The organism is Streptomyces sp. NRRL B-24572 (assembly GCF_002156145.1).
GTDB lineage: Bacteria > Actinomycetota > Actinomycetes > Streptomycetales > Streptomycetaceae > Streptomyces > Streptomyces vietnamensis.
In genome coordinates this window covers 1-23,653 of record NZ_MWIG01000008.1, presented here as the reverse complement: position 1 = coordinate 23,653, position 23,653 = coordinate 1, and the positions used below count along the sequence as shown (strand labels likewise).

At 72.9% G+C, this 23,653-nt stretch carries 19 protein-coding genes and 1 pseudogene; 13 read left to right on the top strand and 7 right to left on the bottom strand.

The window, feature by feature from the left end:
- The 4 genes and pseudogenes from CCN56_RS00590 to CCN56_RS00575 form a co-directional block, all read left to right on the top strand.
- A pseudogene (locus tag CCN56_RS00590) lies at positions 1–670 on the top strand (FAD-dependent oxidoreductase); the annotation flags it as partial.
- Positions 671–892: 222 nt separating this feature from the next.
- Entirely contained in the window at positions 893–1,927 is a 1,035-nt protein-coding gene (gene tdh / locus CCN56_RS00585; protein ID WP_086822084.1) for an L-threonine 3-dehydrogenase, read from the top strand.
- A gap of 3 nt (positions 1,928–1,930) precedes the next feature.
- Positions 1,931–3,130, top strand: coding sequence for a glycine C-acetyltransferase (locus tag CCN56_RS00580; RefSeq protein WP_086822081.1), 1,200 nt, complete (start codon positions 1,931–1,933; stop codon positions 3,128–3,130).
- A 45-nt stretch (positions 3,131–3,175) separates the two neighbouring features.
- A complete protein-coding gene (locus CCN56_RS00575; protein WP_086822078.1) occupies positions 3,176–4,099 on the top strand; it encodes a LysR family transcriptional regulator in 924 nt (307 codons plus the stop codon).
- A 93-nt stretch (positions 4,100–4,192) separates the two neighbouring features.
- On the opposite strand, the gene CCN56_RS00570 is transcribed toward CCN56_RS00575, so the two are convergent.
- The gene (locus CCN56_RS00570) at positions 4,193–6,040 is read right to left on the bottom strand and encodes a serine hydrolase domain-containing protein (RefSeq protein ID WP_086822075.1); all 1,848 of its coding nucleotides are present in this window, start codon (positions 6,038–6,040) and stop codon (positions 4,193–4,195) included.
- Positions 6,041–6,167: 127 nt separating this feature from the next.
- On the opposite strand from CCN56_RS00570, the gene CCN56_RS00565 reads away from it, so the two are divergent.
- From CCN56_RS00565 to CCN56_RS00555, 3 genes are all read left to right on the top strand, one after another.
- On the top strand, positions 6,168–7,280 hold the full coding sequence (locus tag CCN56_RS00565; RefSeq protein WP_086822071.1) for a nitronate monooxygenase family protein: 1,113 nt from the start codon (positions 6,168–6,170) through the stop codon (positions 7,278–7,280).
- Positions 7,277–8,827 (top strand): acyl-CoA synthetase, encoded by a 1,551-nt coding sequence (locus CCN56_RS00560; protein WP_086822068.1) that lies wholly within the window; start codon positions 7,277–7,279, stop codon positions 8,825–8,827. The genes CCN56_RS00565 and CCN56_RS00560 overlap by 4 nt, the downstream gene beginning before the upstream one ends.
- A gap of 158 nt (positions 8,828–8,985) precedes the next feature.
- Positions 8,986–9,654, top strand: coding sequence for a hypothetical protein (locus CCN56_RS00555; protein WP_086822065.1), 669 nt, complete (start codon positions 8,986–8,988; stop codon positions 9,652–9,654).
- On the opposite strand, the gene CCN56_RS00550 is transcribed toward CCN56_RS00555, so the two are convergent.
- Positions 9,655–9,981 (bottom strand): hemerythrin domain-containing protein, encoded by a 327-nt coding sequence (locus CCN56_RS00550; protein WP_256961604.1) that lies wholly within the window; start codon positions 9,979–9,981, stop codon positions 9,655–9,657.
- A 132-nt stretch (positions 9,982–10,113) separates the two neighbouring features.
- Between CCN56_RS00550 and CCN56_RS00545 the strand changes: the two genes are divergently transcribed.
- Positions 10,114–11,220 carry a calcium:proton antiporter gene (locus CCN56_RS00545; protein WP_218779380.1) on the top strand — a complete coding sequence of 369 codons (1,107 nt, stop codon included), beginning with the start codon at positions 10,114–10,116 and terminating at the stop codon, positions 11,218–11,220.
- Here the strand turns inward: CCN56_RS00545 and CCN56_RS00540 are convergent.
- On the bottom strand, positions 11,210–13,597 hold the full coding sequence (locus CCN56_RS00540) for a penicillin acylase family protein (protein ID WP_086822090.1): 2,388 nt from the start codon (positions 13,595–13,597) through the stop codon (positions 11,210–11,212). The genes CCN56_RS00545 and CCN56_RS00540 overlap by 11 nt on opposite strands.
- A gap of 156 nt (positions 13,598–13,753) precedes the next feature.
- Here CCN56_RS00540 and CCN56_RS00535 point away from each other — a divergent pair, with 156 nt between their 5' ends.
- Positions 13,754–15,265 carry a fatty acyl-CoA synthetase gene (locus CCN56_RS00535; protein WP_086822058.1) on the top strand — a complete coding sequence of 504 codons (1,512 nt, stop codon included), beginning with the start codon at positions 13,754–13,756 and terminating at the stop codon, positions 15,263–15,265.
- On the opposite strand, the gene CCN56_RS00530 is transcribed toward CCN56_RS00535, so the two are convergent.
- A complete protein-coding gene (locus CCN56_RS00530; protein WP_086822054.1) occupies positions 15,256–15,639 on the bottom strand; it encodes a VOC family protein in 384 nt (127 codons plus the stop codon). The two genes, CCN56_RS00535 and CCN56_RS00530, sit on opposite strands and share 10 nt — an antisense overlap.
- Before the next feature lie 53 nt (positions 15,640–15,692).
- Entirely contained in the window at positions 15,693–16,979 is a 1,287-nt protein-coding gene (gene paaK / locus CCN56_RS00525; RefSeq protein WP_041127677.1) for a phenylacetate--CoA ligase PaaK, read from the bottom strand.
- A 287-nt stretch (positions 16,980–17,266) separates the two neighbouring features.
- On the opposite strand from paaK, the gene CCN56_RS00520 reads away from it, so the two are divergent.
- Together CCN56_RS00520 and CCN56_RS00515 are read left to right on the top strand one after the other, a co-directional pair.
- On the top strand, positions 17,267–18,688 hold the full coding sequence (locus tag CCN56_RS00520) for a family 2B encapsulin nanocompartment shell protein (protein ID WP_086822051.1): 1,422 nt from the start codon (positions 17,267–17,269) through the stop codon (positions 18,686–18,688).
- A 57-nt stretch (positions 18,689–18,745) separates the two neighbouring features.
- Positions 18,746–19,522, top strand: coding sequence for a GNAT family N-acetyltransferase (locus tag CCN56_RS00515; RefSeq protein WP_086822048.1), 777 nt, complete (start codon positions 18,746–18,748; stop codon positions 19,520–19,522).
- 6 nt (positions 19,523–19,528) lie between these two features.
- Here CCN56_RS00515 and CCN56_RS00510 read toward each other — a convergent pair whose 3' ends face one another.
- Positions 19,529–19,870, bottom strand: coding sequence for a helix-turn-helix transcriptional regulator (locus CCN56_RS00510; RefSeq protein ID WP_086822087.1), 342 nt, complete (start codon positions 19,868–19,870; stop codon positions 19,529–19,531).
- 150 nt (positions 19,871–20,020) lie between these two features.
- On the opposite strand from CCN56_RS00510, the gene CCN56_RS00505 reads away from it, so the two are divergent.
- Positions 20,021–21,025, top strand: coding sequence for a zinc-dependent alcohol dehydrogenase family protein (locus CCN56_RS00505; protein WP_086822045.1), 1,005 nt, complete (start codon positions 20,021–20,023; stop codon positions 21,023–21,025).
- Positions 21,026–21,037: 12 nt separating this feature from the next.
- Here CCN56_RS00505 and CCN56_RS00500 read toward each other — a convergent pair whose 3' ends face one another.
- Entirely contained in the window at positions 21,038–21,853 is an 816-nt protein-coding gene (locus CCN56_RS00500; RefSeq protein WP_086822042.1) for a pentapeptide repeat-containing protein, read from the bottom strand.
- A gap of 130 nt (positions 21,854–21,983) precedes the next feature.
- Here CCN56_RS00500 and CCN56_RS00495 point away from each other — a divergent pair, with 130 nt between their 5' ends.
- Positions 21,984–23,504, top strand: coding sequence for an alpha/beta fold hydrolase (locus CCN56_RS00495; protein WP_086822039.1), 1,521 nt, complete (start codon positions 21,984–21,986; stop codon positions 23,502–23,504).
- Positions 23,505–23,653: the final 149 nt, after the last annotated feature.

Here is a 23,653-nt window from a genome sequence, read left to right as displayed (position 1 = left end):
CGCCGCCCTGCTCGGCGAGACGCCCCCGCCCGCCCCGGAGGGCGCCCAGCTCAAGGTCAACATGCTGCTGACACGGCTGCCGAGGCTCCGCGACCGCTCGGTCGACCCGCGCGAGGCCTTCGCCGGCACCTTCCACATCGCCGAGGGGTACGGGCAGCTGGCCACCGCCCACGCCGAGGCCGCCGCCGGGCGCCTGCCCTCCGCCCCGCCGTCCGAGATCTACTGCCACTCGCTCACCGACCCGACGATCCTCGGCCCGGAGCTGGCCGCCACGGGCCACCAGACGCTCACCCTGTTCGGCCTGCAGACCCCCGCCCGGCTGTTCGCCGCCGACAACGAGGGCACGCGCGCGAAACTCCTCGCGGCGACCCTCGCCCAGCTCGACGCGCACCTCGACGAGCCGATCGCCGACTGCCTCGCCCTCGACGCGGAGGGCCGGCCCTGCATCGAGGCGAAGACCCCGCTCGACCTCGAACGCGAACTGCGGCTGCCCGGCGGCCACATCTTCCACCGCGACCTCTCGTTCCCGTACGGGGCGGAGGACACGGGCCGCTGGGGCGTCGAGACCCCGCACGCCAACGTCCTCCTGTGCGGAGCGGGCGCGATCCGCGGCGGCGGAGTGAGCGGCATCCCCGGCCACAACGCCGCGATGGCCGCGCTGGGCCGCTGACGCGGGCCCGACGGAGAGGCCGCCCCACGGTGGTCTCTCCGTTCGGCCCCGTTGACGTCGCCGTCTCCCCGCCTGGGGTGTGAAGCTGATCTGCGAGCGCGCTTAAGAAATCCTCGATGGACCTGGGGCCTCGCGTACGGAAGATTCTCTTCCGGGGATCTTGGGCACTCAGCCGTGCCCGCACCCTCACATCACAGGACACGCACGTCGGGAGCCGTTGCATTGAAGGCGCTGGTCAAGCTGAACGCGGAGCCGGGACTCTGGCTCACGGACGTGCCCGAGCCGGAGACCGGCCCCGGAGACGTCCTCATCAAGGTCAAGCGGACCGGTATCTGCGGGACCGACCTGCACATCCGCTCCTGGGACGGCTGGGCGCAGAAGACGATCGCCACGCCGCTGACGATCGGCCACGAGTTCGTCGGCGAGGTCGTCTCCGTCGGCCGTGACGTCGCCGACATCAACGTCGGCGACCTGGTCAGCGGCGAGGGCCACCTCGTCTGCGGCAAGTGCCGCAACTGCCTGGCCGGCCGCCGCCACCTCTGCCGCGCCACCGTCGGCCTCGGCGTCGGCCGGAACGGCGCCTTCGCCGAGTACGTCGCGCTGCCCGCCTCCAACGTGTGGGTCCACCGCGTCCCCGTCGACCTCGACGTCGCCGCGATCTTCGACCCCTTCGGCAACGCCGTGCACACGGCCCTGTCCTTCCCGCTCGTCGGCGAGGACGTCCTCGTCACCGGCGCCGGCCCGATCGGCATCATGGCCGCCGCCGTCGCCAAGCACGCCGGCGCCCGCAACGTCGTCATCACCGACGTCAGCGAGGAGCGCCTGGCCCTGGCGCGCAAGACCGGGGTCTCGCTCGCCCTCAACGTCGCCGAGCAGACCATCGCCGACGGCCAGCGCACCCTCGGGCTCAAGGAGGGCTTCGACGTCGGCCTGGAGATGTCCGGCAACCCGCGCGCGATGCGCGACATGATCGCCAACATGACCCACGGCGGCAAGATCGCCATGCTCGGTCTGCCCGCCGAGGACTTCGCCGTCGACTGGGCGAAGATCGTCACCTCCATGATCACGATCAAGGGCATCTACGGCCGCGAGATGTTCGAGACCTGGTACGCGATGTCGGTGCTCCTGGAGGGTGGCCTGGACCTCAGCCCGGTCATCACCGGCCGCTACGACTACACCGACTTCGAGGCCGCCTTCGACGACGCGGCCTCCGGCAAGAGCGGCAAGATCATCCTCGACTGGACCACGGGAGCCTGACCCATGTTCGATTCCGTACGCGACTCCGTCCGCGCCACCCTCGAAGAGATCGAGCAGGCCGGACTGCACAAGCCCGAGCGGGTCATCGGCACCCCCCAGTCCGCGACCGTCGAGGTCACGTCCGGCGGCCGCCCCGGCGAGGTGCTCAACTTCTGCGCCAACAACTACCTGGGCCTCGCCGACAACCCCGAGATCATCGCCGCCGCCCACGAGGCGCTGGACCGCTGGGGCTACGGCATGGCCTCCGTCCGCTTCATCTGCGGCACGCAGGAGGTGCACAAGGAGCTGGAGGCCCGTATCTCCTCCTTCCTCGGCCAGGAGGACACGATCCTCTACTCCTCCTGCTTCGACGCCAACGGCGGCGTCTTCGAGACGATCCTCGGCCCCGAGGACGCCGTCATCTCCGACGCCCTCAACCACGCCTCGATCATCGACGGCATCCGCCTCTCCAAGGCCCGCCGCTTCCGCTACGCCAACCGCGACATGGCCGACCTGGAGCAGCAGCTCAAGGCGGCCGTCGAGGGCGGCGCCCGTCGCAAGCTGATCGTCACCGACGGCGTCTTCTCGATGGACGGTTACGTCGCCCCGCTCGACGAGATCTGCGACCTGGCCGAGCAGTACGACGCCATGGTCATGGTCGACGACTCGCACGCGGTCGGCTTCGTCGGCCCCGGCGGCCGCGGCACCCCCGAGCTGCACGGCGTCATGGACCGCGTCGACATCATCACCGGCACCCTCGGCAAGGCCCTCGGCGGCGCCTCCGGCGGCTACGTCGCGGCCCGCGCCGAGATCGTCGCCCTGCTGCGCCAGCGCTCCCGCCCGTACCTCTTCTCGAACACCCTCGCCCCGGTCATCGCCGCCGCCTCCCTGAAGGTCCTCGACCTCCTGGAGTCCGCCGGCGACCTGCGCGAGCGCCTCAACGCCAACACGGCGCTGTTCCGCTCCCGCATGACCGAGGAGGGCTTCGACATCCTCCCCGGCGACCACGCCATCGCCCCCGTCATGATCGGCGACGCCGCCGAGGCCGGCCGGATGGCCGAGCTGCTCCTGGAGCGCGGCGTGTACGTGATCGGCTTCTCGTACCCGGTCGTGCCGCAGGGCCAGGCCCGCATCCGCGTCCAGCTCTCCGCCGCCCACTCGACGGAGGACGTGAACCGGGCCGTGGACGCCTTCGTCGACGCCCGCGCCGCCCTGCGCGGCTAAGACCTGCTTTTCGGAGCAGTGTCCGCAGGCTGAGACACTGGGGGCATGATCGAAGCGCGGCGGTTGCACATCCTCCGTGCGGTGGCCGACCACCGCACGGTCACGGCGGCGGCCGCCGCGCTCTATCTCACCCCCTCCGCCGTCTCCCAGCAGCTCGCCGCCCTGGAGCAGGAGACCGGCCACCGGCTCGTGGACCGCAGCGCGCGCGGCGCGCGCCTCACCCCGGCCGGCGAGATCCTGCTCAGCCACGCCAACGCCGTGCTCGCACAGCTGGAGCGCGCCGAGGCCGAGCTCGCCGCCTACGGCTCGGGAGACGCCGGTACGGTCACGGTCGCCGCCTTCGCCACCGGCATCGGGCTCGTGGTGGCCCCCGCCATCGCGGCCCTCGCCCACACCGCGCCCGGCATCCGGGTCCGGGTCAGGGACGCGGAGGGCGACGAGAGCCTGCTCATGGTCCTGGACCGGCAGGTGGACGTGGCCGTCGCGGTCGAGTACCGGGGCGCCCCCGGCGAGGACGACGACCGGCTCACCCGCGTCCCGCTCTACGCCGAGCCCTTCGACGCCGTCCTGCCGCCCGGCCACCCCCTGGCGGCCGGCGAACGGGTCGCCCTCGCCGCCCTCTCCAAGGACACCTGGATCGGGCAGTCCACCGGCAACCCCTGCCACGACGTGACCGTCCTGGCCTGCGAGTACGCCGGGTTCGCCCCGCGCTTCGCCCATGTCTCCGACGACTTCAGGGCCGTCGCCGCCCTCGCCTCGGCGGCCGCCGGAGTGGCGCTCGTCCCGCGCTCGGCGCTGCGCGGAATGGACCTCTCAGGCGTCGAGGTCCGCCCCGTGGACGGGGTCGCCCCCACCCGCCGGGTCTTCGCGGCGGTACGCCGGGGAGCCGAGGAACACCCCCTGATCAGCCCGCTCCTGACGGAACTGCGCACGGCGGCGGCACCGGAACGGGCGGACGCGGAGCACTGACGGGTCCGAGGCCTTGACGGTCCGAGGTCCTGACGGTCCGAGGTCCTGACGGTCCGAGGTCCTGACGGTCCCAGGTCCTGACGGTCCGAGGCCTCAGTCCGCCGACGCCGTCCATCCCACCGCCTCCACCCGTGCCCCGTCCGCCGGCCGGGCCTCGTCGAAGAGGGGCCGACCGGCGGCGTCGAGCACCCGCAGCCCGTCCACGTACACCCCCCGCCCGACGTACCGCTTGTCCGTCGCGTACCGCCAGCGCAGCCGTACGGGGAGGGGGCCGGGTCCCGGCAGCTCGGCCGTGAGCCGGTGCCAGACCCGGCCGGACCAGCCGCTCACCGCCCCGCTCGGGTGCGGCTCCGGCTCCTCTCCCGGGCGTACGGTGACGAACGGCAGCGACTCCCAGGTCGCCCCGCCGTCCCGGGAGGCCTCCAGGCGGGCGGAGTCCGCGCCCGGTTCGGTGTCCCACCAGAGGGCGCACTCCAGGCGGGCGGCCCCGGGCACCGGCGGCAGGGCGAGCGTGCCGGTGGCGCCGCTGTCCATGCCGGAGAACCAGGACGTGCGACCCCGGGCCGGCCGTACGGGCACGGCCCTGGCCAGCCGGTCCGCCGTGGCGACGCGCGGCGCGGAGCCGGAGCGCCAGGACCGCACCGGATGCACGGAGTTGCCGAGCACGATCAGGAACGCGTCGGTCGTCGGGTCGAGGACGAGGCTGGTGCCGGTGAAACCGGTGTGCCCCGCGGTGCGCGGGGTGGCCATGGCGCCCATGTACCAGTGCTGGTAGAGCTCGAAGCCGAGCCCGTGCTCGTCGCCGGGGAAGGCGGTGTTGAAGTCGGTGAACATCAGCTCCACCGACGCGGGGGAGAGGATCCGGGCCCGGCCGTACGCGCCGCCGTTGAGCAGGGTGCGGGCGAGGATCGCGAGGTCCCAGGCGCGGGAGAAGACCCCGGCGTGGCCCGCGACGCCGCCGAGGGCGTAGGCGTTCTCGTCGTGGACCTCGCCGTGGACCATGCCCCGGTCGAGGCCCGACCAGGGCGGCCGGGCGTCCTCGGTGGCGGCGATCCCCGGCCGCCAGGAGAGCGGTGGATTGAAACGCGTGCGGTGCATCCCGAGCGGAGCGGTGATCTCGTCGTGGAGCAGGGTGTCCAGACCGAGACCGGTGATCTCCTCCAGGATCAGCTGGAGCGAGATCAGGTTGAGGTCGGAGTAGAGATACGTGGAGCCCGGCGGGTTCGCCGGGACCTCCGCCCACAGCAGCCGCAGCTTCCCCTCCCGCGTCGGCTCCCGGTAGAGCGGGATCCACGACCGGAACCCGGACGTGTGGGTGAGCAACTGCCGTACGGTGACGTCCTGCTTCCCGCCCCCGCCGAACTCCGGCAGGTACGCGGTGACCTTCGCCTCCAGGTCGAGCGTCCCGCGCTCGATCTGCTGCACCGCCAGGATCGAGGTGAACAGCTTGGAGACCGACGCCAGGTCGAAGACGGTGTCCTCCGTCATGGGGATCCGCTGCTCCGGCGGCAGCTCGATCCCCGTGTCGGTCTTCTCGTCGTACGCCGCGTACCGCACGGCCGAGCCGATCGCCCGGTGCAGCGCGACGGTCCCGCCCCGCCCGGCGAGCAGCACGGCGCCCGCGTACCAGGGGTGCGCGGGGGAGGGCGCGAGGAAGCGCTCGGCCTCCGCGACGAGCCCGTCCAGGTGCGGTGCGAGCAGCCCGGCCCGCTCGGCCGACCCGCGCCGCAGCGTGGTCCGCCGCGCGGCCGATCCCGATCCCGATCCAGATCCCGATCCCGTCGTCCGACCGGTCGCGGTCGGTCCCGACCCCGGCTCGGGGCCGGCCGCAGCCGCCGTCCCCGGCACCGCACCGATCATCAGCGCACCTCCGAGGGCCAGGACCCCACCGCCGAACGCGCGGCGGCTCGGCCCTCCGTCTCGTTCCGCTTCCTGCGTCATGCCCACCCTCTCCCACCGGACGCGGCTGTGAAACGCAGGCGCACCGGCACGCACCCGCCCCAAAGAATCTGACGTTGCGTCAGAAAACCTCTTCCCTCCGCCGCCCCGCTGCGGCATCCTGCCGCCCATGGAGACGGAGCTGAGTCGCACACTGGGGATCGAGCACGCCATCTTCGGCTTCACGCCCTTCCCCGCGGTGGCCGCCGCACTCACCAGAGCCGGCGGCTTCGGCGTCCTCGGCGCGGTCCGCTACACCGCGCCCGACGACCTCGCCCGCGACCTCGACTGGATGCAGGAGCACACCGACGGCCTGCCCTACGGCCTCGACGTCGTGATGCCCGCGAAGAAGGCGGTCGAAGGGGTCGGCGAGGCCGAGATCGAGGCGATGATCCCCGAGGAGCACCGGGCGTTCGTCCGCGCCACCCTCGCCAAGCACGGGGTCCCCGAACTGGCCGAGGGCGAGGCCTCCGGCTGGCGGATCACCGGCTGGATGGAGCAGGTCGCCCGGAGCCAGCTCGACGTGGCCTTCGACTACCCGATCAAACTCCTCGCCAACGCCCTCGGTTCACCGCCGCCGGACGTCGTCGCCCGCGCCCACGACCACGGCGTCCTCGTCGCCGCCCTCGCCGGCAGCGCCCGTCACGCCCGTCATCACGCCGACGCCGGCATCGACATCGTCGTCGCCCAGGGGTATGAGGCGGGCGGCCACACCGGCGAGATCGCCTCCATGGTCCTCACCCCCGAGGTCGTCGACGCGGTCTCCCCGCTGCCCGTGCTCGCCGCCGGCGGCATCGGCAGCGGCGAGCAGATCGCCGCCGGACTCGCCCTCGGCGCCCAGGGCGTCTGGCTCGGCTCGATCTGGCTCACCACCACCGAGGCCGAACTGCACTCCCGCGCCCTCACCGCCAAGCTCCTCGCCGCGGGCTCCGGCGACACGGTCCGCTCCCGCGCCCTGACCGGCAAGCCCGCCCGCCAGCTCCGTACCGAGTGGACCGACGCCTGGGACGACCCGGCGGGGCCGGGACCGCTTCCCATGCCGCTCCAGGGGCTCCTGGTCGCCGAGGCCGTCTCCCGCATCCAGAAGTACGAGGTGGAGCCGCTCCTCGGCACCCCCGTCGGCCAGATCGTCGGCAGGATGAACTCCGAGCGCAGCGTGCAGCAGGTCGTCGACGAGCTCACCCGCGGCTTCGAGAAGGCCGTCGACCGCATCAACCGCATCGCCGGACGGAGCACCCAGTGACGCAGACTGCCCCCGGCTTCTGGGCCCAGGCCGCCGCCGACCCCGGCCGCACCGTCCTCGTCGCGCCCGACGGCGAGGAGTGGTCCGCAGGCCGGCTGCACGCCGAGGCCAACCGGCTCGTCCACGGGCTGCGCGCCGCCGGCCTCGAACGCGGCGACGCGTTCGCCGTCGTCCTGCCCAACGGCCCCGAGTTCTTCACCGCCCATCTCGCCGCCACCCAGGCCGGGTTCTACCTCGTCCCGGTCAACCACCACTTCGTCGGCCCCGAGATCGCCTGGATCGTCGCCGACTCCGGCGCCAAGGTCCTGGTGGCCCACGAACGGTTCGCCGAGGCCGTGGCCCTCGCCGCCGACGAGGCCGGACTCGCACCCACCCACCGGTACGCCGTCGGTACGGTCCCCGGCTTCCGCCCGTACGCCGAACTCCTGGACGGGCAGCCGGAGTCGGTGCCCGAGGGCCGCACCCTCGGCTGGGTCATGAACTACACCTCCGGCACCACCGGCCGGCCCCGGGGCATCCGCCGCCCGCTCCCCGGGAAGCTCCCCGAGGAGACCCATCTCGGCGGCTTCCTCGGCATCTTCGGCATCCGGCCGGCCGACGGCAACGTCCATCTCGTCTGCTCGCCGCTCTACCACACCGCCGTGCTCCAGTTCGCGGCCGCCGCCCTCCACATCGGACACCCGCTCGTCCTCATGGACCGCTGGACGCCCGAGGAGATGCTGCGCCTGATCGACCGGTACGCCTGCACCCACACGCACATGGTCCCCACCCAGTTCCACCGTCTGCTCGCCCTCCCCGCGGAGGTGCGGGAGCGGTACGACGTCTCCTCCATGCGGCACGCGATCCACGGCGCCGCGCCCTGCCCCGAGCACGTCAAGCGGGCGATGATCGACTGGTGGGGCCGGTGCGTCGAGGAGTACTACGCGGCCAGTGAGGGCGGCGGCGCCTTCGCCACCGCCGAGGAGTGGCTCAAGAAGCCCGGGACGGTCGGACGGGCCTGGCCCATCAGCGAACTCGCCGTCTTCGACGACGACGGCCGGCGGCTGCCGCCCGGCGAACTCGGCACCGTCTACCTCAAGATGAACACCGGCGGCTTCCAGTACCACAAGGACGAGGCGAAGACCGCGAAGAACCGCATCGGCGACTTCTTCACCGTCGGCGACCTCGGCGTCCTCGACGAGGACGGCTACCTCTTCCTCCGCGACCGCAAGATCGACATGATCATCTCCGGCGGGGTCAACATCTACCCCGCCGAGATCGAGGCGGCCCTGCTCGCCCACCCCGCCGTCGCGGACGCCGCCGCCTTCGGCATCCCGCACGCCGACTGGGGCGAGGAGGTCAAGGCGGTCGTCGAGGCGGCCGAGGGGTACGAGCCGGGGCCGGCGCTCGCCGCCGAGATCCTGGCCCACTGCGGCGACCGCCTCGCCGGCTTCAAACGCCCGAAGTCGGTCGACTTCGTCGCGGCGATGCCCCGCGACCCCAACGGCAAGCTGTACAAGCGCCGCCTCCGTGACCCGTACTGGGAAGGCAGGGAGCGTCCGCTCTAGGAGGTCTCCTGCCGGCGGACCATGCCGTGTCGGGCTCGGCCGTCACCTCGCCGACGCGGTTCCGGCCGCCCCGTCCTCCTGCCCGTCGCCCACGAAATCCGGCCCGGGGCGGCCACGTGCCGGGTTAGGGTGCGGCGGATCGAGGATGCGAGGGGCGTGTGGAACAGCGGGTACGGGTGCACAAGGTCCGTTTCGGCGGCGGCGAGCTCAGGGTCGTCCGGCCGGACCCGGCCCCGGCGCGGCTCGCCCTGCGCGACGACGGCCACTGGCTGTCGATGTACGCCGACCGGGACGGTGCCGAGCGACTCACCGCGCTGTGGGCGCTGGCCGCCCGCTCCGCCCGCTCCCTGGTCCATCTCCCGATCCGGGCCGGCCGGGCCCCCGAGGGGGCCGTGGGGGAGGGCGAGCCGGTCGCACTCGATCTGGTCCTGGTCCACCACAGCCTGCAGTTCCCCACCGCCTCGTGGAAGCGGGTCCGGTCCCGGCTCGGTGCCGGCAGCCCGCACACGGTCTCCACCCCGGCCCGTGACTTCCCCGAGGCGAGCGCCATCGACCACGACCGCAGGTACCACCCGACGTACCGGGACCACCTCGGCTTCGACATCGCCGCCCACACCCTCTTCGTGGTGGGCAGCGCCACCGCGTTCCGCGAGCACGGCACGGTGCTCCGGGGCCTCGTCGACGAGGCCCCGTCCCATCGGCACCGCCACCCGGGAGCCGGGCACTTCTGCGTGGAGTTCAGCTCCGGCCCGTGGACCCGGCCCCGGACCCGTCGGCATGTGCCGGGCGTCCTGCACATCGAGTACTGCGAGGACTGGCCGGTTTGATCAGCGCTCCGGTGCCAGGGCCGGGAGCAGCTGGGACTCCTCGTACGCGAAGTGCTCCTCCAGGCTCGTCGCCAGGCGGTCGACCTCGGTGCGCAGGGTCGCCGGGCCGGCACCGGAGCTGAGGAGGGTCTCCAGTGCGTCGACCGTGCGGGCGACCACCTCGTGCTCGCGGCGCATCCGGTCCAAGGAGTCGGCGAGCTCCGGGAACTGGCGCTCCAGGAGGTCGAAGACGCCGTCCTCGTTGTGGTGATGGGCGTGGAGCGCGCCGCAGAAGCCGAGGCGGTGGCGGGCGAGCTGCCGCCCGAGAGCCGGCGCCGGGGAGCCCAGGCCCTCGCGCCCCTCGGCCCGGCCGAACGCAGGATGTTCGTCGAGACCCTCGCCGCGTACGAGAACGGTCTCGCCGATCCCGAGGGCTGGGCGAATCGGGCGTAAAGGCCCTCTTGTGGCAATATGCGGATCATGAGTTCGACGGTGACGGCAAGGGCACGGCAGTGGACCACCTGGGGGCCGGTGGTGGCGGCGCTTGTGCTCGGCCTCGCCTGGGGGCGTGAACTCCCGGGCTTCGCGGTGGCGATCGTGGTGGTCTGTCTGTTCGCCGCGGTCCTCTCGGCCGTCCATCACGCCGAGGTCATCGCCCACCGCATCGGCGAACCCTTCGGCTCCCTCGTCCTCGCCGTGGCCGTCACCGTCATCGAGGTCGGGCTGATCGTCATGCTGATGATCGGAGGCGGTGACAAGGCGACGAGCTACGCACGGGACACGGTCTTCGCCGCCGTCATGATCACGTGCAACGGCATCGTCGGCCTTTCCCTGCTCGTCGGCGCGCTGCGCAACCGGGTCGCCGTCTTCAACGCGGAGGGCTCCGGAGGCGAGCTCGCCGTCGTCTGCACCCTCGCGACCATGACGCTCGTCCTGCCGACCTTCACGACGAGCCACCCGGGCCCCGAGTTCTCCGCCGCACAGCTCGCCTTCGCCGCGGTCTCCTCGCTCATCCTCTACGGGGTGTTCGTCGCCGTGCAGACGGTCCGGCACCGCGACTACTTCCTGCCCGTGCCGCGGCCGGACCGGGGGATCCCGGAGTCGGAGGACGAGCACGCCGCGCCGCCCACCGCCCGCGACGCCTGGTTCAGCCTCGGTCTGCTCGTGGTCGCGCTCGTCGCCGTCGTCGGCAACGCCAAGCTCGTCTCGCCCACCATCGAGGACGCCGTCGCCTCCGCGGGCCTGCCCAAGGCGGTCGTCGGTGTCGTCATCGCCCTGATGGTGCTGCTTCCCGAGACGCTCGCCGCCGTGCGCGCGGCGAGCCGGGACCGCATGCAGACCAGCATGAACCTGGCGTACGGCTCGGCCATCGCCAGCATCGGACTGACGATCCCCTCGATCGCGCTCGCCTCGATCTGGCTGGATGGGCCCCTGATCCTCGGCCTGGGGCCCCTCCACATGGTGCTGCTCGTGCTCACGGCCGTGGTGAGCGCCCTGACGGTGGTGCCGGGACGGGCCACCCTCCTTCAGGGCAGCGTCCACCTCTCGATCTTCGCCGCCTTCGTGTTCCTGTCGTTCAGCCCCTGACGGTCACCACCTTCAGCGCGGGCGAGCGCAGGATGTCCTTCTCGCAGAACCGGGAGGTCACCCAGCGCCCGCCCGAGAACAGCCGGGTCTGGTCGCTGTAGTGCGGCGACGCCGGGTTCGACGACTGGGAGTACGAGAGCAGGGTGCGGGCCACCGGGCACCGGCTGCCGTCCCAGCCCACCGCCTGCACATGGCTGGTCCCGTGCGCGACCTCCACGTAGCCGCCGCTCGCCGCGTTCCACACGGGCTCGGTCTTGTTCCAGATGCCGAGGGACTCGGTCCCGCCGCTCACCGGGATCCGCTCCCCGTTCCGTACGACGAACTGGTGGGCGCCCAACGGTGCGTCAAGGGCGATGCCCGCCGCCCGGAGTTCCGCCGCCGCGTCCTTGAGGGCCTGCGCGAAACCGGGCGTCCCCGTGTCGAGGGTGTGCGGGGTGCGGACCGGGTCGGCCGCCGAGAACGGCACCAGCCACTGGTCGGCCGGCTTCACCGTGCCGGTGAACCTCCGCCAGAAACGGTCGAAGAGCAGTGCGCCCCGGCTGTCGGTGTTCACGGTCCGGTCCCAGTTCCCGAGCACCCGGCAGACCTCCGGGTCCTCCGGCAGCACCGACGTGCAGGCCTTCGCCGCGTCGGCCGCCGCCAGGTCACCGGCCGGCGCCCGGTTGGCGAACTGCTGGCGCTGGAGGTCGGCCACCGTGAGCCCGCCCCGGTCCGCCATCGCCGCCACGTCCTCGATCCCGCCCCGGGTGCGCAGCGAGCGCGGGGTCGCGACCGTGCCGAAGATCCGCTCGTAGCCGGTCAGCGGCCGGTCGGCGTTGGCCAGCCAGGCGCTGTCGTTGGAGTTCTCCACGTACGGGGTGTCCCGCAGGACCGGCATCCGCGCCGGGCCGAAGACGCCCGGCTGCACCGCGTCCGGGTCGGAGCCGAGCGCGCAGTCCGACCGCGAGCCGTCGAGCACGGCGACGCCCGAGGCCGGGTAGGTGGCCCGGCCGAGCGGGGTGGAGCAGCGCGCGGCGAGCTCGTCGGTGATCCGGGGGAGCACCTGGGACTGGGCGAAGAGGGAGTGCCCCGCCGAGTCCGCCGCGACCGTGTTGACCCAGGGCAGCCCCTGGGTGCGCGCCAGGGTGTCGGCGATGTCCTGCGTGGAGCGGGCCCTGCCGAAGCCGAGGGCGGTGTCGGAGCCGCGCAGATTGGCGGCGTTGGGGTCGTTCAGCGCGTACGCCGTGGTCGCGGTCCACGGCAGCGGCAGCTGTGCGCCGAGGCCGCCGACGACGGGTCCGTACCGGGTCCACCACTGGGTGCGGGTGACGGGGGCGCCGTCCTCGACCGCCACCGTCACCGCGCGCGGGGTCATCCGCTCGGGCTTCCCGTCCACCAGGTACGCGGTCGGGTCGCCCGGCACCAGGGCCAGCTGATGCAGGTTCAGCGGCACCCCGGTGGCGACGGTGTGGCTCCAGGCCACCTTGTCGTTGAAGCCGATGTTGACGACGGTCGTGCCGAGGAGCGAGGCACCGGAGACGTTCAGCTCGCCGGGGATGGTCTGCTGCGACTGCCAGAAGCGGCGGCCGCCCTGCCACGGGTAGTGCGGGTTCCCCAGGAGCAGCCCCCGCCCGTTCGCCGTCGTGGCGCCGGAGAACGCGACGGCGTTGGAGCCCATGGTGGCGTTCTCGGGAGCGAACAGCTTCCGCGCGGCCCCGGCGGCGTCCTCGGGATCGGGGGCGGCGTCGAGGGCCGCCGGGGGAGAAGCGGGCGGCCGGGCCGCCGTGATGCCGTCCACGGCCCGGCCCTGCCCGCCGAGCACCGAGACGGCGAAGCCGCGCCGGGCCACGTCGAGCGCGGTCACCGGCCGGACCCAGTCGGCGTCCGCGCAGGCCGGATCGGTGATCCGGTTCTTCCGCAGCCAGGCGTTGTAGCCGGCCGCCCAACCGCGCATCAGCTCCTTGAGGTCCCGGCTCGGCCCGGCGGGCGCCGGGGTGGCGAGCAGTTCCTCGACCGTGCCCGCGTCCTTCACGCCACGGAAGTACAGATCGCTGGAGAGGTTCGAGGTGGCGGAGGAGAGCGAGCCGTCCGGGGCGGCGTCCGGACCGAAGTACCGGGAGCGTTCACCGTTCACGGTCAGGAAGCCGTCGGCGAGCGTGCAGACCTGGTCGGCGGCCTGCGCCCAGCCCGTGCCGAAGCCGAGGTTCGCGTAGTCCTTCGCCACGATGTGCGGGATGCCGTACTCGGTGTAGCGGATGACGGCCGACAGGCCCCGGTCGGACGGGTGGCGGTCCCGGCCCCCGGAGTCGGCGGCCGCCGCGCCGGGCAGCGAGGCCGTGACGACGGCGAGGGCCGCGCCGGTGAGCGCCAGGTGCTTCAGACGGGTGCGGAGGTGCAAGGTGCCTCCCAACGGGCGGATGAGCACTGCGGGTTCGACCATGCACGCAGCCGCGCGGCCCCTTGTCAACATCCCGTTCGGTATCCGAGGTCCGGGTATGTACGGCGCGCCGCACGGTACTTGACCTTCCGCCCGCTCCCCGCCGAGGATCACCGCATGGACCGACTCCTCAGCCGTACCGTCGACGGTGTGCTGCGCGCGAGCGCCCGGCGCGTGCCCGACCGGATCGCCCTCCGGTACGCCGACCGGACCTGGACGTACGCGGAGCTGGACGCGGCCGTCTCCACGGCCGCCGCCGTCCTGCGCGAGCCGGAGCACGGCCTCGCCCTGCCGGAGTACGCCCGGGTCGCGACGTACGGCCACAACTCGGACGCCTACCTCATCGCGTTCCTCGCCTGCGCCCGGGCCGGCCTGGTCCACGTACCGGTGAACCACCATCTGACCGGCGAGGACCTCGCGTACCTCCTGGAGCAGTCGGACAGTTCGCTCGTGCTCGCCGACCCCGCCCTCGCCGACCGGATCCCCGAGGGCTTCGCGGTCAAGCCGCTGCGGGACGCGCCCGGTTCACTGCTCGACGCGCTCGCCGAACCGGAGGAGTACCTCACCGACCGCGACGCCCGTGACCTCGCCCAGCTGCTCTACACCTCGGGCACCACCGCCCTGCCCAAGGGCGCGATGATGACCCACCTCGCCCTCGTCCACGAGTACGCGAGCGCCGTCGACGCCCTCGACCTGAGCGAGGACGACCGGCCGGTGCACGCGCTGCCGCTCTACCACTCGGCGCAGATGCACGTCTTCCTGCTGCCCTACCTCGCCGTCGGCGCCGAGAACACGATCGTCGACGCACCCGACCCGGCCGTCCTGTTCGACCTGGTCGAGGCGGGCCGCTGCGACAGCCTCTTCGCCCCGCCGACCGTCTGGATCGGCCTCGCCAACCACCCCGAGTTCGCCGCCCGCGACCTCTCCGCCCTGCGCAAGGCCTACTACGGGGCCTCGATCATGCCGGTACCCGTCCTGGAGCGGCTGCGCGCCCGGCTGCCCGGGCTCTCCTTCTACAACTGCTTCGGCCAGTCGGAGATCGGCCCGCTCGCCACCGTCCTCGGCCCCGACGAGCACGAGGGCCGGATGGACTCCTGCGGCCGCCCCGTCCGCCACGTCGAGGCCCGGGTCGTCGACGAGAACGGCAAGGACGTCCCCGACGGTACGCCCGGTGAGATCGTCTACCGCTCCCCGCAGCTCTGCGAGGGCTACTGGCGCAAGCCCGACGAGACCGAGGAGGCCTTCCGGGGCGGCTGGTTCCACTCCGGCGACCTCGCGGTCCGCGACGCCGAGGGCTACCTCACGATCGTCGACCGGGTGAAGGACGTCATTAACTCGGGTGGTGTGCTCGTCGCGTCCCGCCAGGTCGAGGACGCGCTCTACACCCACCCCCAGGTCGCCGAGGCGGCCGTCATCGGCCTCCCCGACGAGCGCTGGATCGAGGCGGTCACGGCCGTCGTCGTCCCCCGCGGCGAGGTCACCGAGGCCGAACTCCTCGCCCACGCCCGCGAGAAACTCGCCCACTTCAAGGCGCCGAAGCGCGTCTTCCTCGTGGACGCGCTTCCCCGCAACGCCAGCGGAAAGATCCTCAAGCGCGAGCTGAGGGACCGCTTCGCCCCTCAGCCCTGACCCTTCTCCTCCATCACGCAGAGGACGTTGCCCTCACTGTCCTTGAACCAGGCGCCCCGCATGGTGTCCGATTCGGCCACGCCGTCGACCGTCTTGATGCCGGGCAGGTCGTAGTCCTCGAACGTGACGCCCTTGGAGCGCAGGGTCGACATCTCCGTGTCCAGGTCGTCGACCTTCCAGCTCGCCAGGGTGTGCTCGGCCTTGCCGCCGTACGGCGTCTCGTAGAGGCCGATCACCGTGCCTCCGCACTCGAACCTGGTGTCCTCGGGCGACTCCTTCGTGAGGGGAAGTCCGAGGGTCTCCGAGTAGAACTGCTTGGCCCGGTTCATGTCATTGACCGGAATGATCGCGGCTATGGGGGAGTCCGACAGCATCGCAACCACCTCCTGCCTCCAGGCTACGCAGGGCCCGGGCCCGGCGCTCCCTCTCAGCCCTCCCGCAGGTCCACGATCCTCTTGATCTTGCCCACCGAGCGCTCCAGCGTCTCCGGGTCGACCACCTCCACGCCCACCGAGACCCCGATCCCGTCCTTCACCGCCGCCGCGACCGCCCGGGCCGCCTCCGCGCGCTCCTCCGGCGTCGCGTCCGGCCGGGCCTCCGCCCGCACGGTCAGCGCGTCGAGCCGGCCCTCCCGGGTCAGCCGCAGCTGGAAGTGCGGGGCCACGCCCGGGGTGCGGAGCACGATCTCCTCGATCTGGGTGGGGAACAGGTTCACCCCGCGCAGGATGATCATGTCGTCGCTGCGCCCGGTGACCTTCTCCATCCGGCGGAACACCCGCGCGGTCCCCGGAAGCAGCCGGGTCAGGTCGCGGGTCCGGTAGCGGATGACCGGCATGGCCTCCTTGGTGAGCGAGGTGAAGACCAGCTCGCCCTCCTCCCCGTCGGGCAGCACCTCGCCGGTGAACGGGTCCACGATCTCCGGGTAGAAGTGGTCCTCCCAGATGTGCAGGCCGTCCTTGGTCTCCACGCACTCCTGCGCCACGCCGGGGCCGATGACCTCCGACAGGCCGTAGATGTCGACCGCGTCGATCGCGAACCGCTCCTCGATCTCCTTGCGCATCTCCTCCGTCCACGGCTCCGCGCCGAAGACGCCCACCTTCAGCGAGGTCGACCGCGGATCCACGCCCTGCCGTTCGAACTCGTCGAGCAGCGTCAGCATGTAGGAGGGGGTCACCATGATGATCTCGGGCCGGAAGTCCTGGATGAGCTGCACCTGCCGGGCCGTCATGCCGCCGGAGGCCGGGATCACCGTGCACCCGAGGCGCTCGGCACCGTAGTGGGCGCCGAGGCCGCCGGTGAACAGGCCGTACCCGTACGCCACGTGGACCTTGTGCCCGGGGCGCGCCCCGGCGGCGCGCAGGGAGCGGGCCACCACGTCGGCCCACATGTCCAGGTCGGCCTCGGTGTAGCCGACGACGGTCGGCCGGCCGGTGGTGCCGCTGGAGGCGTGGATGCGCCGGATCCGGGACTGGTCGACGGCGAACATGCCGAAGGGGTAGTGGTCGCGCAGGTCCGACTTGGCGGTGAAGGGGAAACGGGCCAGGTCGGCGAGCGTACGGCAGTCGTCCGGGGTCAGTCCGGCCGCGTCGAAGGAGCGCCGGTAGAAGTCCACGTTCTCGTACGCATGACGCAGGGTGGCGCGCAGCCGCTCCAGCTGGAGGGCCGCCAGCTCCTCGCGTCCGAGCCGTTCGCCGCTGTCCAGCAGTTCCGTCATGCGCCCACTCCTCCATTGTCGTAAAACGGACTACCGATCATTCGGTTGATCCGTTCCGGGTCAGTAAAACCGGAGGTACCCGGGGCTTGGCAAGGGGTCGGAGGAACTTTCCCGCCGGCGCGGCCGCCCGGACGGCGGAGCGCGCGGGGCGCTCGTGGGGCGGCCACCGCCGGCCGGCGCTCCCACCCGTTCGCGCCGCACCCGGATGACGTACACCACCGTGCGTTACATCTGGACGCGGAGAGTGACGCACGAGAGTCCCCGCAAGCCCAGAAAGCGAGTCACCCATGTCGGTCGACACCGAGCCCGCGGCCACCCCGCCCGCCATCGAGCTCCGCCAGGTCCGGCTCAGCCTCAGCACCGCCGCCGCCCGCAACCTCGCCACCACCACCAAGTCCGAACCCCAGATGCAGGGCATCAGCTCCCGCTGGCTGCTCCGCAAGCTCCCCTGGGTCCACACCCCCGGCGGCACCTACCGGGTCAACCGGCGCCTCTCGTACGTGGTCGGCGACGGCCGCGTGACCTTCGTCAAGAGCGGCTCCAGGGTCGAGGTCATCCCCGCCGAGCTGGCCGAACTCCCGCTCCTTCGCGGCTTCGACGACCCCACCGCGCTCGGCGCCCTCGCCGACCGCTTCGTCCAGCAGGAGTACGAGCCCGGCCAGGTCCTCGTGCACGCCGGCAGCCAGGCCGACCACGTCTACCTCATCGCCCACGGCAAGGTCGAGAAGCTCGGCACCGGACAGTACGGCGACGAGACCCTCCTCGGACGGCTCGGCGACGGCGACACCTTCGGCGGCCAGGTGCTCGCCGGGGACGGGACGTGGGACTTCACCGCCAAGGCCGTCACCGCCGTCACCCTCCTCGCCCTGCCCCGCACCGCCTACCTCGCCGTCGCCGATCAGTACGAGAACCTCCGCGACCACGTGCTGAGCGCCGGGGCCGACGGCCACCCCCGCCCCGCCAACCCGTTCGGCGAGGCGGCCATCGAGCTCAGCGCGGGACACGTCGGCGAGGCCGTGCTGCCCGGCGCGTACGCGGACTACGAACTCAAGCCGCGCGAGTACGAACTCAGCGTCGCCCAGACCGTCCTGAAGGTCCACACCCGCGTCGCCGACCTCTACAACCAGCCGATGAACCAGACCGAGCAGCAGCTCCGTCTGACGGTCCAGGAGCTCCGCGAGCGCCAGGAGCACGAGCTCGTCAACAACCCCGAGTTCGGGCTGCTCCACAACACCGACTTCGACCAGCGCATCCAGACCCACTCGGGTCCGCCGACCCCGGACGACCTCGACGACCTGCTCAGCATGCGCCGCGACACCGACTACATCTTCGCCCACCCCCGGGCCATCGCCGCCTTCGGCAAGGAGTGCAACAAGCGCGGTCTCGTGCTCGGCACCGTCGACGTCGAGGGACGCCACATGCCGGCCTGGCGCGGGGTCCCCCTCCTGCCCTGCGGAAAGATCCCGGTCACCGACCGGCAGAGCTCCTCGATCATCGCCGTCCGCACCGGCGAGAACAACGAGGGCGTCATCGGCCTCCACCAGACCGGCCTGCCCGACGAGATCGAGCCCGGCCTCAACTGCCGCTTCATGGGCATCGACGAGAAGGCGATCATCTCCTACCTCGTCTCCGCCTACTACTCCGCCGCGATCCTCGTCCCGGACGCGGTCGGCATCCTCGAGAACGTCGAGGTCCGTCCGCGCGCCTGACCGTCACCCGGGCAAATCCCGTTGCCCGGAGGCGAACACGGTGCTGGAGTGGCCGCCATGGAACCCCAGCACCTGCGTGACCTGTACGACCTCCAGCTGCGCCGCGAGGCGCGCCCCGAGGGGCCCGGCTGCCGAGTCGAGCGCGTCGGCGCCGTCGTCCGGCAGACCGGCCCCGCGCACGCGTGGAACGGCGTCCTCTGGTCCGGCCTCGACGCGCGCGCCGCCGACGGCGCCATCGCCGAGCAGATCGACCACTACCGCGCGGCCGGTCTGTCCTTCGAATGGAAGCTGTACGCGCACGACGCCCCCGCCGACCTCGGCGACCGGCTCCGCGCGGCGGGTCTCACCCCCGAGGAGCCCGAGACCCTGATGGCCGCCGAGGCCGCCGCCCTGCCCCGGGAGGTCCCGCTCCCCGAGGGCGTCGAACTCCGCGCCGTCACCGACGAGGCCGGGGTCCGCCAGGTCGTCGAGGTCCACGAGCGGGCCTTCGGCACCGACAGCTCCCACCTCGGGCGCGGGCTCCTCGACCGGCTCGCGGCCGACCCCGACACGGTCACCGCCGTCGTCGCCCTCGCCGCCGGCGAACCCGTCAGCGCCGCCCGCATGGAGCTGTACCCCGGCACGGACTTCGCGGGCCTCTGGGGCGGCGGCACCGTCGAGGGCTGGCGAGGCCGCGGCCTCTACCGCGCCCTGGTCGCCCACCGAGCCCGCATCGCCGCCACCCGCGGCCACCGCTACGTCCAGGTCGACGCGGCGGCCACCAGCCGCCCCATCCTCCAGCGCCTCGGCTTCCTGACGCTGACGACCACGACGCCGTACGTGTACGAGGTCTGAGTCCGCCTACCCCCGGGCGTGTGCGGTGACCACGGCCCGCAGGAGGCCCGGGAAGCGCTCCTCGAACTCCTCGCGGCGCAGGGTGTTCATGCGCGAGGTGCCCGCGTAGTGCTGGCGGATGAGGCCGGCTTCGCGCAGGACGTGGAAGTGGTGCGTCGCCGTCGACTTGCTGACCGGCAGCTCGATGGTCCCGCAGGCCAGGTCCTCGCCCGCCGCGTACAGCTCGGCGACGATCCGTCGCCTGACCGGGTCGACCAGCGCGTCCAGGACCTGCTGGAGGCCGATCTCGCTCAGGTCGGGGTGGGGCGGGACGCGGTCCCGTCGGCCGCTGCCTGTCACTGCTCTCATCGTCGTGTCGCCTCCGGTGAGCATCGTACGACAGGCGTCAAAGTTTCATGGCCGTCGAAGTTTGACAGTGGTCGAACCTTACGCTTGGCTGGGGCACAGGCGGCGGAGCGGCCCGCCCGCCGCCGTCACCGAACGGGGAGGGGAAGCCCGATGAGCAAGGCCAGGACGGTGCGGTTCCACGAGTACGGCGGTCCGGAGGTGCTCCGCCTGGAGGACGTGGAGGTCGGCGAACCCGGCCCCGGCGAAGTCCTCCTCCGGATCGAGGCCATCGGCCTCAACCGCGCCGAGGCGCTCTTCCGCAGCGGCCGCTACATCGAGCAGGCCCGGAGCTTCCCCGCCCGGCTCGGCCTGGAGGCGGCAGGCGTCGTCGAGGCCCTCGGGGACGGGGTCGACGGGCTCGCCGCCGGGCAGGCCGTGAGCGTCGTGCCCTCGTTCTCCCAGAACGACCACGGCGTCTACGCCGAGCGCGCGATCGTCCCCGCCTCCTCCCTCGTCCCCCGCCCCGAGGGGCTCGGCGCCGTCGAGGGCGCCGCCGTCTGGATGCCGTACGTCACCGCATACGGCGGCCTCGTCGAGGTCGGCGGGCTGCGCGCCGGGGACACCGTCGTCCTGACCGGCGCCTCCAGCAGCGTCGGCCTCGCCGCGATCAGGACCGCGCACCGCATCGGCGCCACCCCCGTCGCCACCACCCGCACCCGGGCCAAGAAGGACGCCCTGCTCAAGGCCGGGGCGGCCGAGGTGATCGTCACCGAGGAGGAGGACGTCGCCGAGCGGGTGCGGGACCTCACCGCCGGGCGCGGCGCCGACCTCGTCTTCGACAGCGTCGCGGGACCCGGCCTCACCGACCTCGTCCGGTCCGTCGCCCCCGGCGGCACGGTGCTGCTGTACGGAGCCGTGAGCGGGCTGCCGACCCCGTACCCCGGCTTCGACCTCGGGATGCCCGCCGTCTCCCTCCGCACCTACACGATGCCGGAGACGACGAGGGACCCGGAGCGGCTGCGCCGGGCCCGCGCCTTCGTCGAGTCGGGCCTGCGCACCGGCTTCTTCGAACCGGCCGTGGACCGCACCTTCACGTTCGACGAGATCGTCGCGGCACACCGGGCCATGGAGGCCGGCCACCAGGTGGGCAAGATCGTCGTGACCGTGCCCCACTGACGTCCGGAGCCGTCAGGCCGCCCAGTGCGCGGGGCGGTCGAAGCCCTCCGGGAGGCGGGTCGCCGCGTTCCCGCGCGCCGAGTTCAGCTGGGGCTGCGTGAGGAACAGGGCGCCCGTGAGATCCGCGTCCGACAGGTCCGCGTCCCGCAGGTCCGCGCCGATCAGGTCCGCGAGCGAGAGGTCCGCGCCCGTCAGGTCGGCGGCGATGAGCAGCGCCCCGCGCAGGTCCGTGCCCCGCAGCTTCGCCCCGCGCAGCCGCTTGCCGATCAGGTCCGCCCCGCGCCGGCTCTTCGGCCGCCCGCCGGCCGTCGCGCGGACCAGCTCGCTCGTCCGCAGGAGCAGCGGGTTGACCTCGGCGCGCACCGCGGCCACGTCCAGCTTCTCCAGGGCGTCCGGGGTGCCCCCGGTGAGCTCCTCGACCCGGGCCAGCGCCGCCCGCAGCCCGGCGTGGACGGGGCGGGCCGTCGGCAGCGCCAGGGCCTCCGTGAGGTAGCGCAGCAGCTCGTGCAGCTGGCGCACCACCGGGAACACCTCGTACATCTGCCGGGCCGTCTCCGGAGCCTCGCGCCAGGACACGCCGCCGAAGGTCACCTGGGAGACCTGCTGGCCGGCGCCGAAGCAGTCGTACACCGTGCAGCCCTGGAAACCGCTCGGCCGCAGCCGCGTGTGGATACCGCAGCGGAAGTCCTCCTGGAGGTTCCGGCAGGGCTCGCCCGAGGCCTTGTTCACGGCGAAGTCGGCCGACTTGGCGAAGGGCAGCGCCACACAGCACAGGCCGAAGCAGTTCGCGCAGTCGCCGCGCAGGGCGGATTCCCGGGTGTCGGGCACGGTGAAACGGTTCCTTCGCAGTTCGGGGACGGCCCTCCACCGTATCGCGCCACCGTCCCGCCCTTCTCGGGACGGCGCCCACGGCGAAACCGATTGCGGTGATCCACCGGGACCGGTGAGGATCGGCGGCATGCCGACGTTCACCACATATGACGGGACCGAACTCGCCTACCGCGTCCAGGGGGAGGGGGAACCCCTCGTCTGCCTGGCCGGCGGGCCGATGCGCGACGCCCGCTACCTCGGGAACCTCGGCGGACTCGCCGCCCACCGCGCCCTCGTCCTGCTCGACGCCCGCGGCACCGGCGCGAGCGCGGAACCCGCCGACCCCGGCACGTACCGCTGCGACCGGCAGGTCGGCGACGTCGAGGCCCTCCGCGCCCACCTCGGCCTGGAGCGGATCGACCTCCTCGGCCACTCGGCGGCCGGAAACCTCGCCATCCTGTACGCCGCCGCCCACCCCGAGCGGATCCGCTCCCTCGTCCTCGTCACCTCCCTCTCACGCGCCCTCGGGGTCGGGACCACCGACGAGGAATGGGACAGGGCCGTCGAGGTCTTCGCCGACCGGCCCTGGTACCCGGAGGCCAAGGCCGCCCTGGACACGATCGGCCCGGACACACCGCTGCGGCGCGTCTACGAGATCACCGCCCCCTTCGCCTACGGCCGCTGGGACGAGGCCGCCCAGGAGCACGCGGCGCGCACCGGGCCGGAGACGAACTGGGAGGCGGCGCCCGTCTACCACGGCGAGGGCGCCTACGATCCGGAGGCCACCCGCCGCGCGCTCGGCGCGCTCACCGCGCCCGTACTGATCCTCGCGGGCGAGTACGACGCGGGCCCGACGCCCGCCAAGGCCGCCGAGGCCGCCGCCCTCTTCCCGCACGCGGAGCTCGTCGTCCAGCCGGGCGCGGCACACACCCCCTGGGTCGACGATCCCGAGGCCTTCGCCCGCACGGTCGCCGCCTTCCTCGACCCCGACGTCTCCACGGTCACCGTGGACGGCGTACGGATCGCCTACCGGGTCGCGGGACCCGAGGACGCCCGGCCCGTCGTCCTGGTCCACGGCCGCGGCAACAACAGCACGACGTGGACGGAGATCAGCGCCGACCTGGCCGCCGACCACCGCGTGTACGCGATCGACCTGCGAGGCCACGGACTCAGCGACCGGCCGGGACGCTACGGCTTCGAGGACTTCCGCGACGAACTCGGCGGATTCCTCAAGGCCCTCGGCCTCACCGGCGCCACCGTCGTCGCCCACTCGATGGGCGCCGCCGCCGCGTACCTCCTCGCCCAGCGCGAACCCGGCCTCATCGGGCGCCTCGTCCTGGAGGAGGCCCCGGCCTTCGTACCGCTCGACCCGCCGCGCCCCGTGGCCGAGCGCCCCGAGGGCCCCCTCGCCTTCGACTGGGAGATCGTCACCACCACCGACGCCCAGCTGAACGCCCCCGACCCGGCCTGGCGCGAAGAGCTCCCCGCGATCACGGCCCCCACCCTCGTCCTCGCCGGCGGCCCGACCAGCCACATCCCCCAGGACCAGCTCTCCCACCTCGCCGACGCCGTCCCCGACGCCCGCCTCGTCACGATCGAGGCCGGGCATCTCATCCACAACGCGGCTCCTGCCGCATTCCTGGCAGCGATCAGGGAGTTCGGCCTCTAGCACGCGCCCCCTCAGGCGGTCTCCGTGTCCGCCTCCACCGCCACCGCGCGGGCCCAGCGGTAGTCCGCCTTGCCGCTGGGGGACCGCTGGATGAGGTCGGTGAGGACCAGCTGGCGGGGGACCTTGTAGCCCGCCAGCTGTTGCCGGCA

What these genes read in the sequence shown, in the direction of transcription:
- CCN56_RS00580 (WP_086822081.1), top strand. Translation starts at nt 1,931, where the DNA reads ATGTTCGATTCCGTACGCGACTCCGTCCGCGCCACCCTCGAAGAGATC.
- CCN56_RS00575 (WP_086822078.1), top strand. Translation starts at nt 3,176, where the DNA reads ATGATCGAAGCGCGGCGGTTGCACATCCTCCGTGCGGTGGCCGACCAC.
- CCN56_RS00570 (WP_086822075.1), bottom strand. Translation starts at nt 6,040, where the DNA reads ATGACGCAGGAAGCGGAACGAGACGGAGGGCCGAGCCGCCGCGCGTTC.
- CCN56_RS00565 (WP_086822071.1), top strand. Translation starts at nt 6,168, where the DNA reads ATGGAGACGGAGCTGAGTCGCACACTGGGGATCGAGCACGCCATCTTC.
- CCN56_RS00545 (WP_218779380.1), top strand. Translation starts at nt 10,114, where the DNA reads ATGAGTTCGACGGTGACGGCAAGGGCACGGCAGTGGACCACCTGGGGG.
- CCN56_RS00535 (WP_086822058.1), top strand. Translation starts at nt 13,754, where the DNA reads ATGGACCGACTCCTCAGCCGTACCGTCGACGGTGTGCTGCGCGCGAGC.
- CCN56_RS00530 (WP_086822054.1), bottom strand. Translation starts at nt 15,639, where the DNA reads ATGCTGTCGGACTCCCCCATAGCCGCGATCATTCCGGTCAATGACATG.
- paaK (WP_041127677.1), bottom strand. Translation starts at nt 16,979, where the DNA reads ATGACGGAACTGCTGGACAGCGGCGAACGGCTCGGACGCGAGGAGCTG.
- CCN56_RS00520 (WP_086822051.1), top strand. Translation starts at nt 17,267, where the DNA reads ATGTCGGTCGACACCGAGCCCGCGGCCACCCCGCCCGCCATCGAGCTC.
- CCN56_RS00515 (WP_086822048.1), top strand. Translation starts at nt 18,746, where the DNA reads ATGGAACCCCAGCACCTGCGTGACCTGTACGACCTCCAGCTGCGCCGC.
- CCN56_RS00510 (WP_086822087.1), bottom strand. Translation starts at nt 19,870, where the DNA reads ATGAGAGCAGTGACAGGCAGCGGCCGACGGGACCGCGTCCCGCCCCAC.
- CCN56_RS00505 (WP_086822045.1), top strand. Translation starts at nt 20,021, where the DNA reads ATGAGCAAGGCCAGGACGGTGCGGTTCCACGAGTACGGCGGTCCGGAG.
- CCN56_RS00495 (WP_086822039.1), top strand. Translation starts at nt 21,984, where the DNA reads ATGCCGACGTTCACCACATATGACGGGACCGAACTCGCCTACCGCGTC.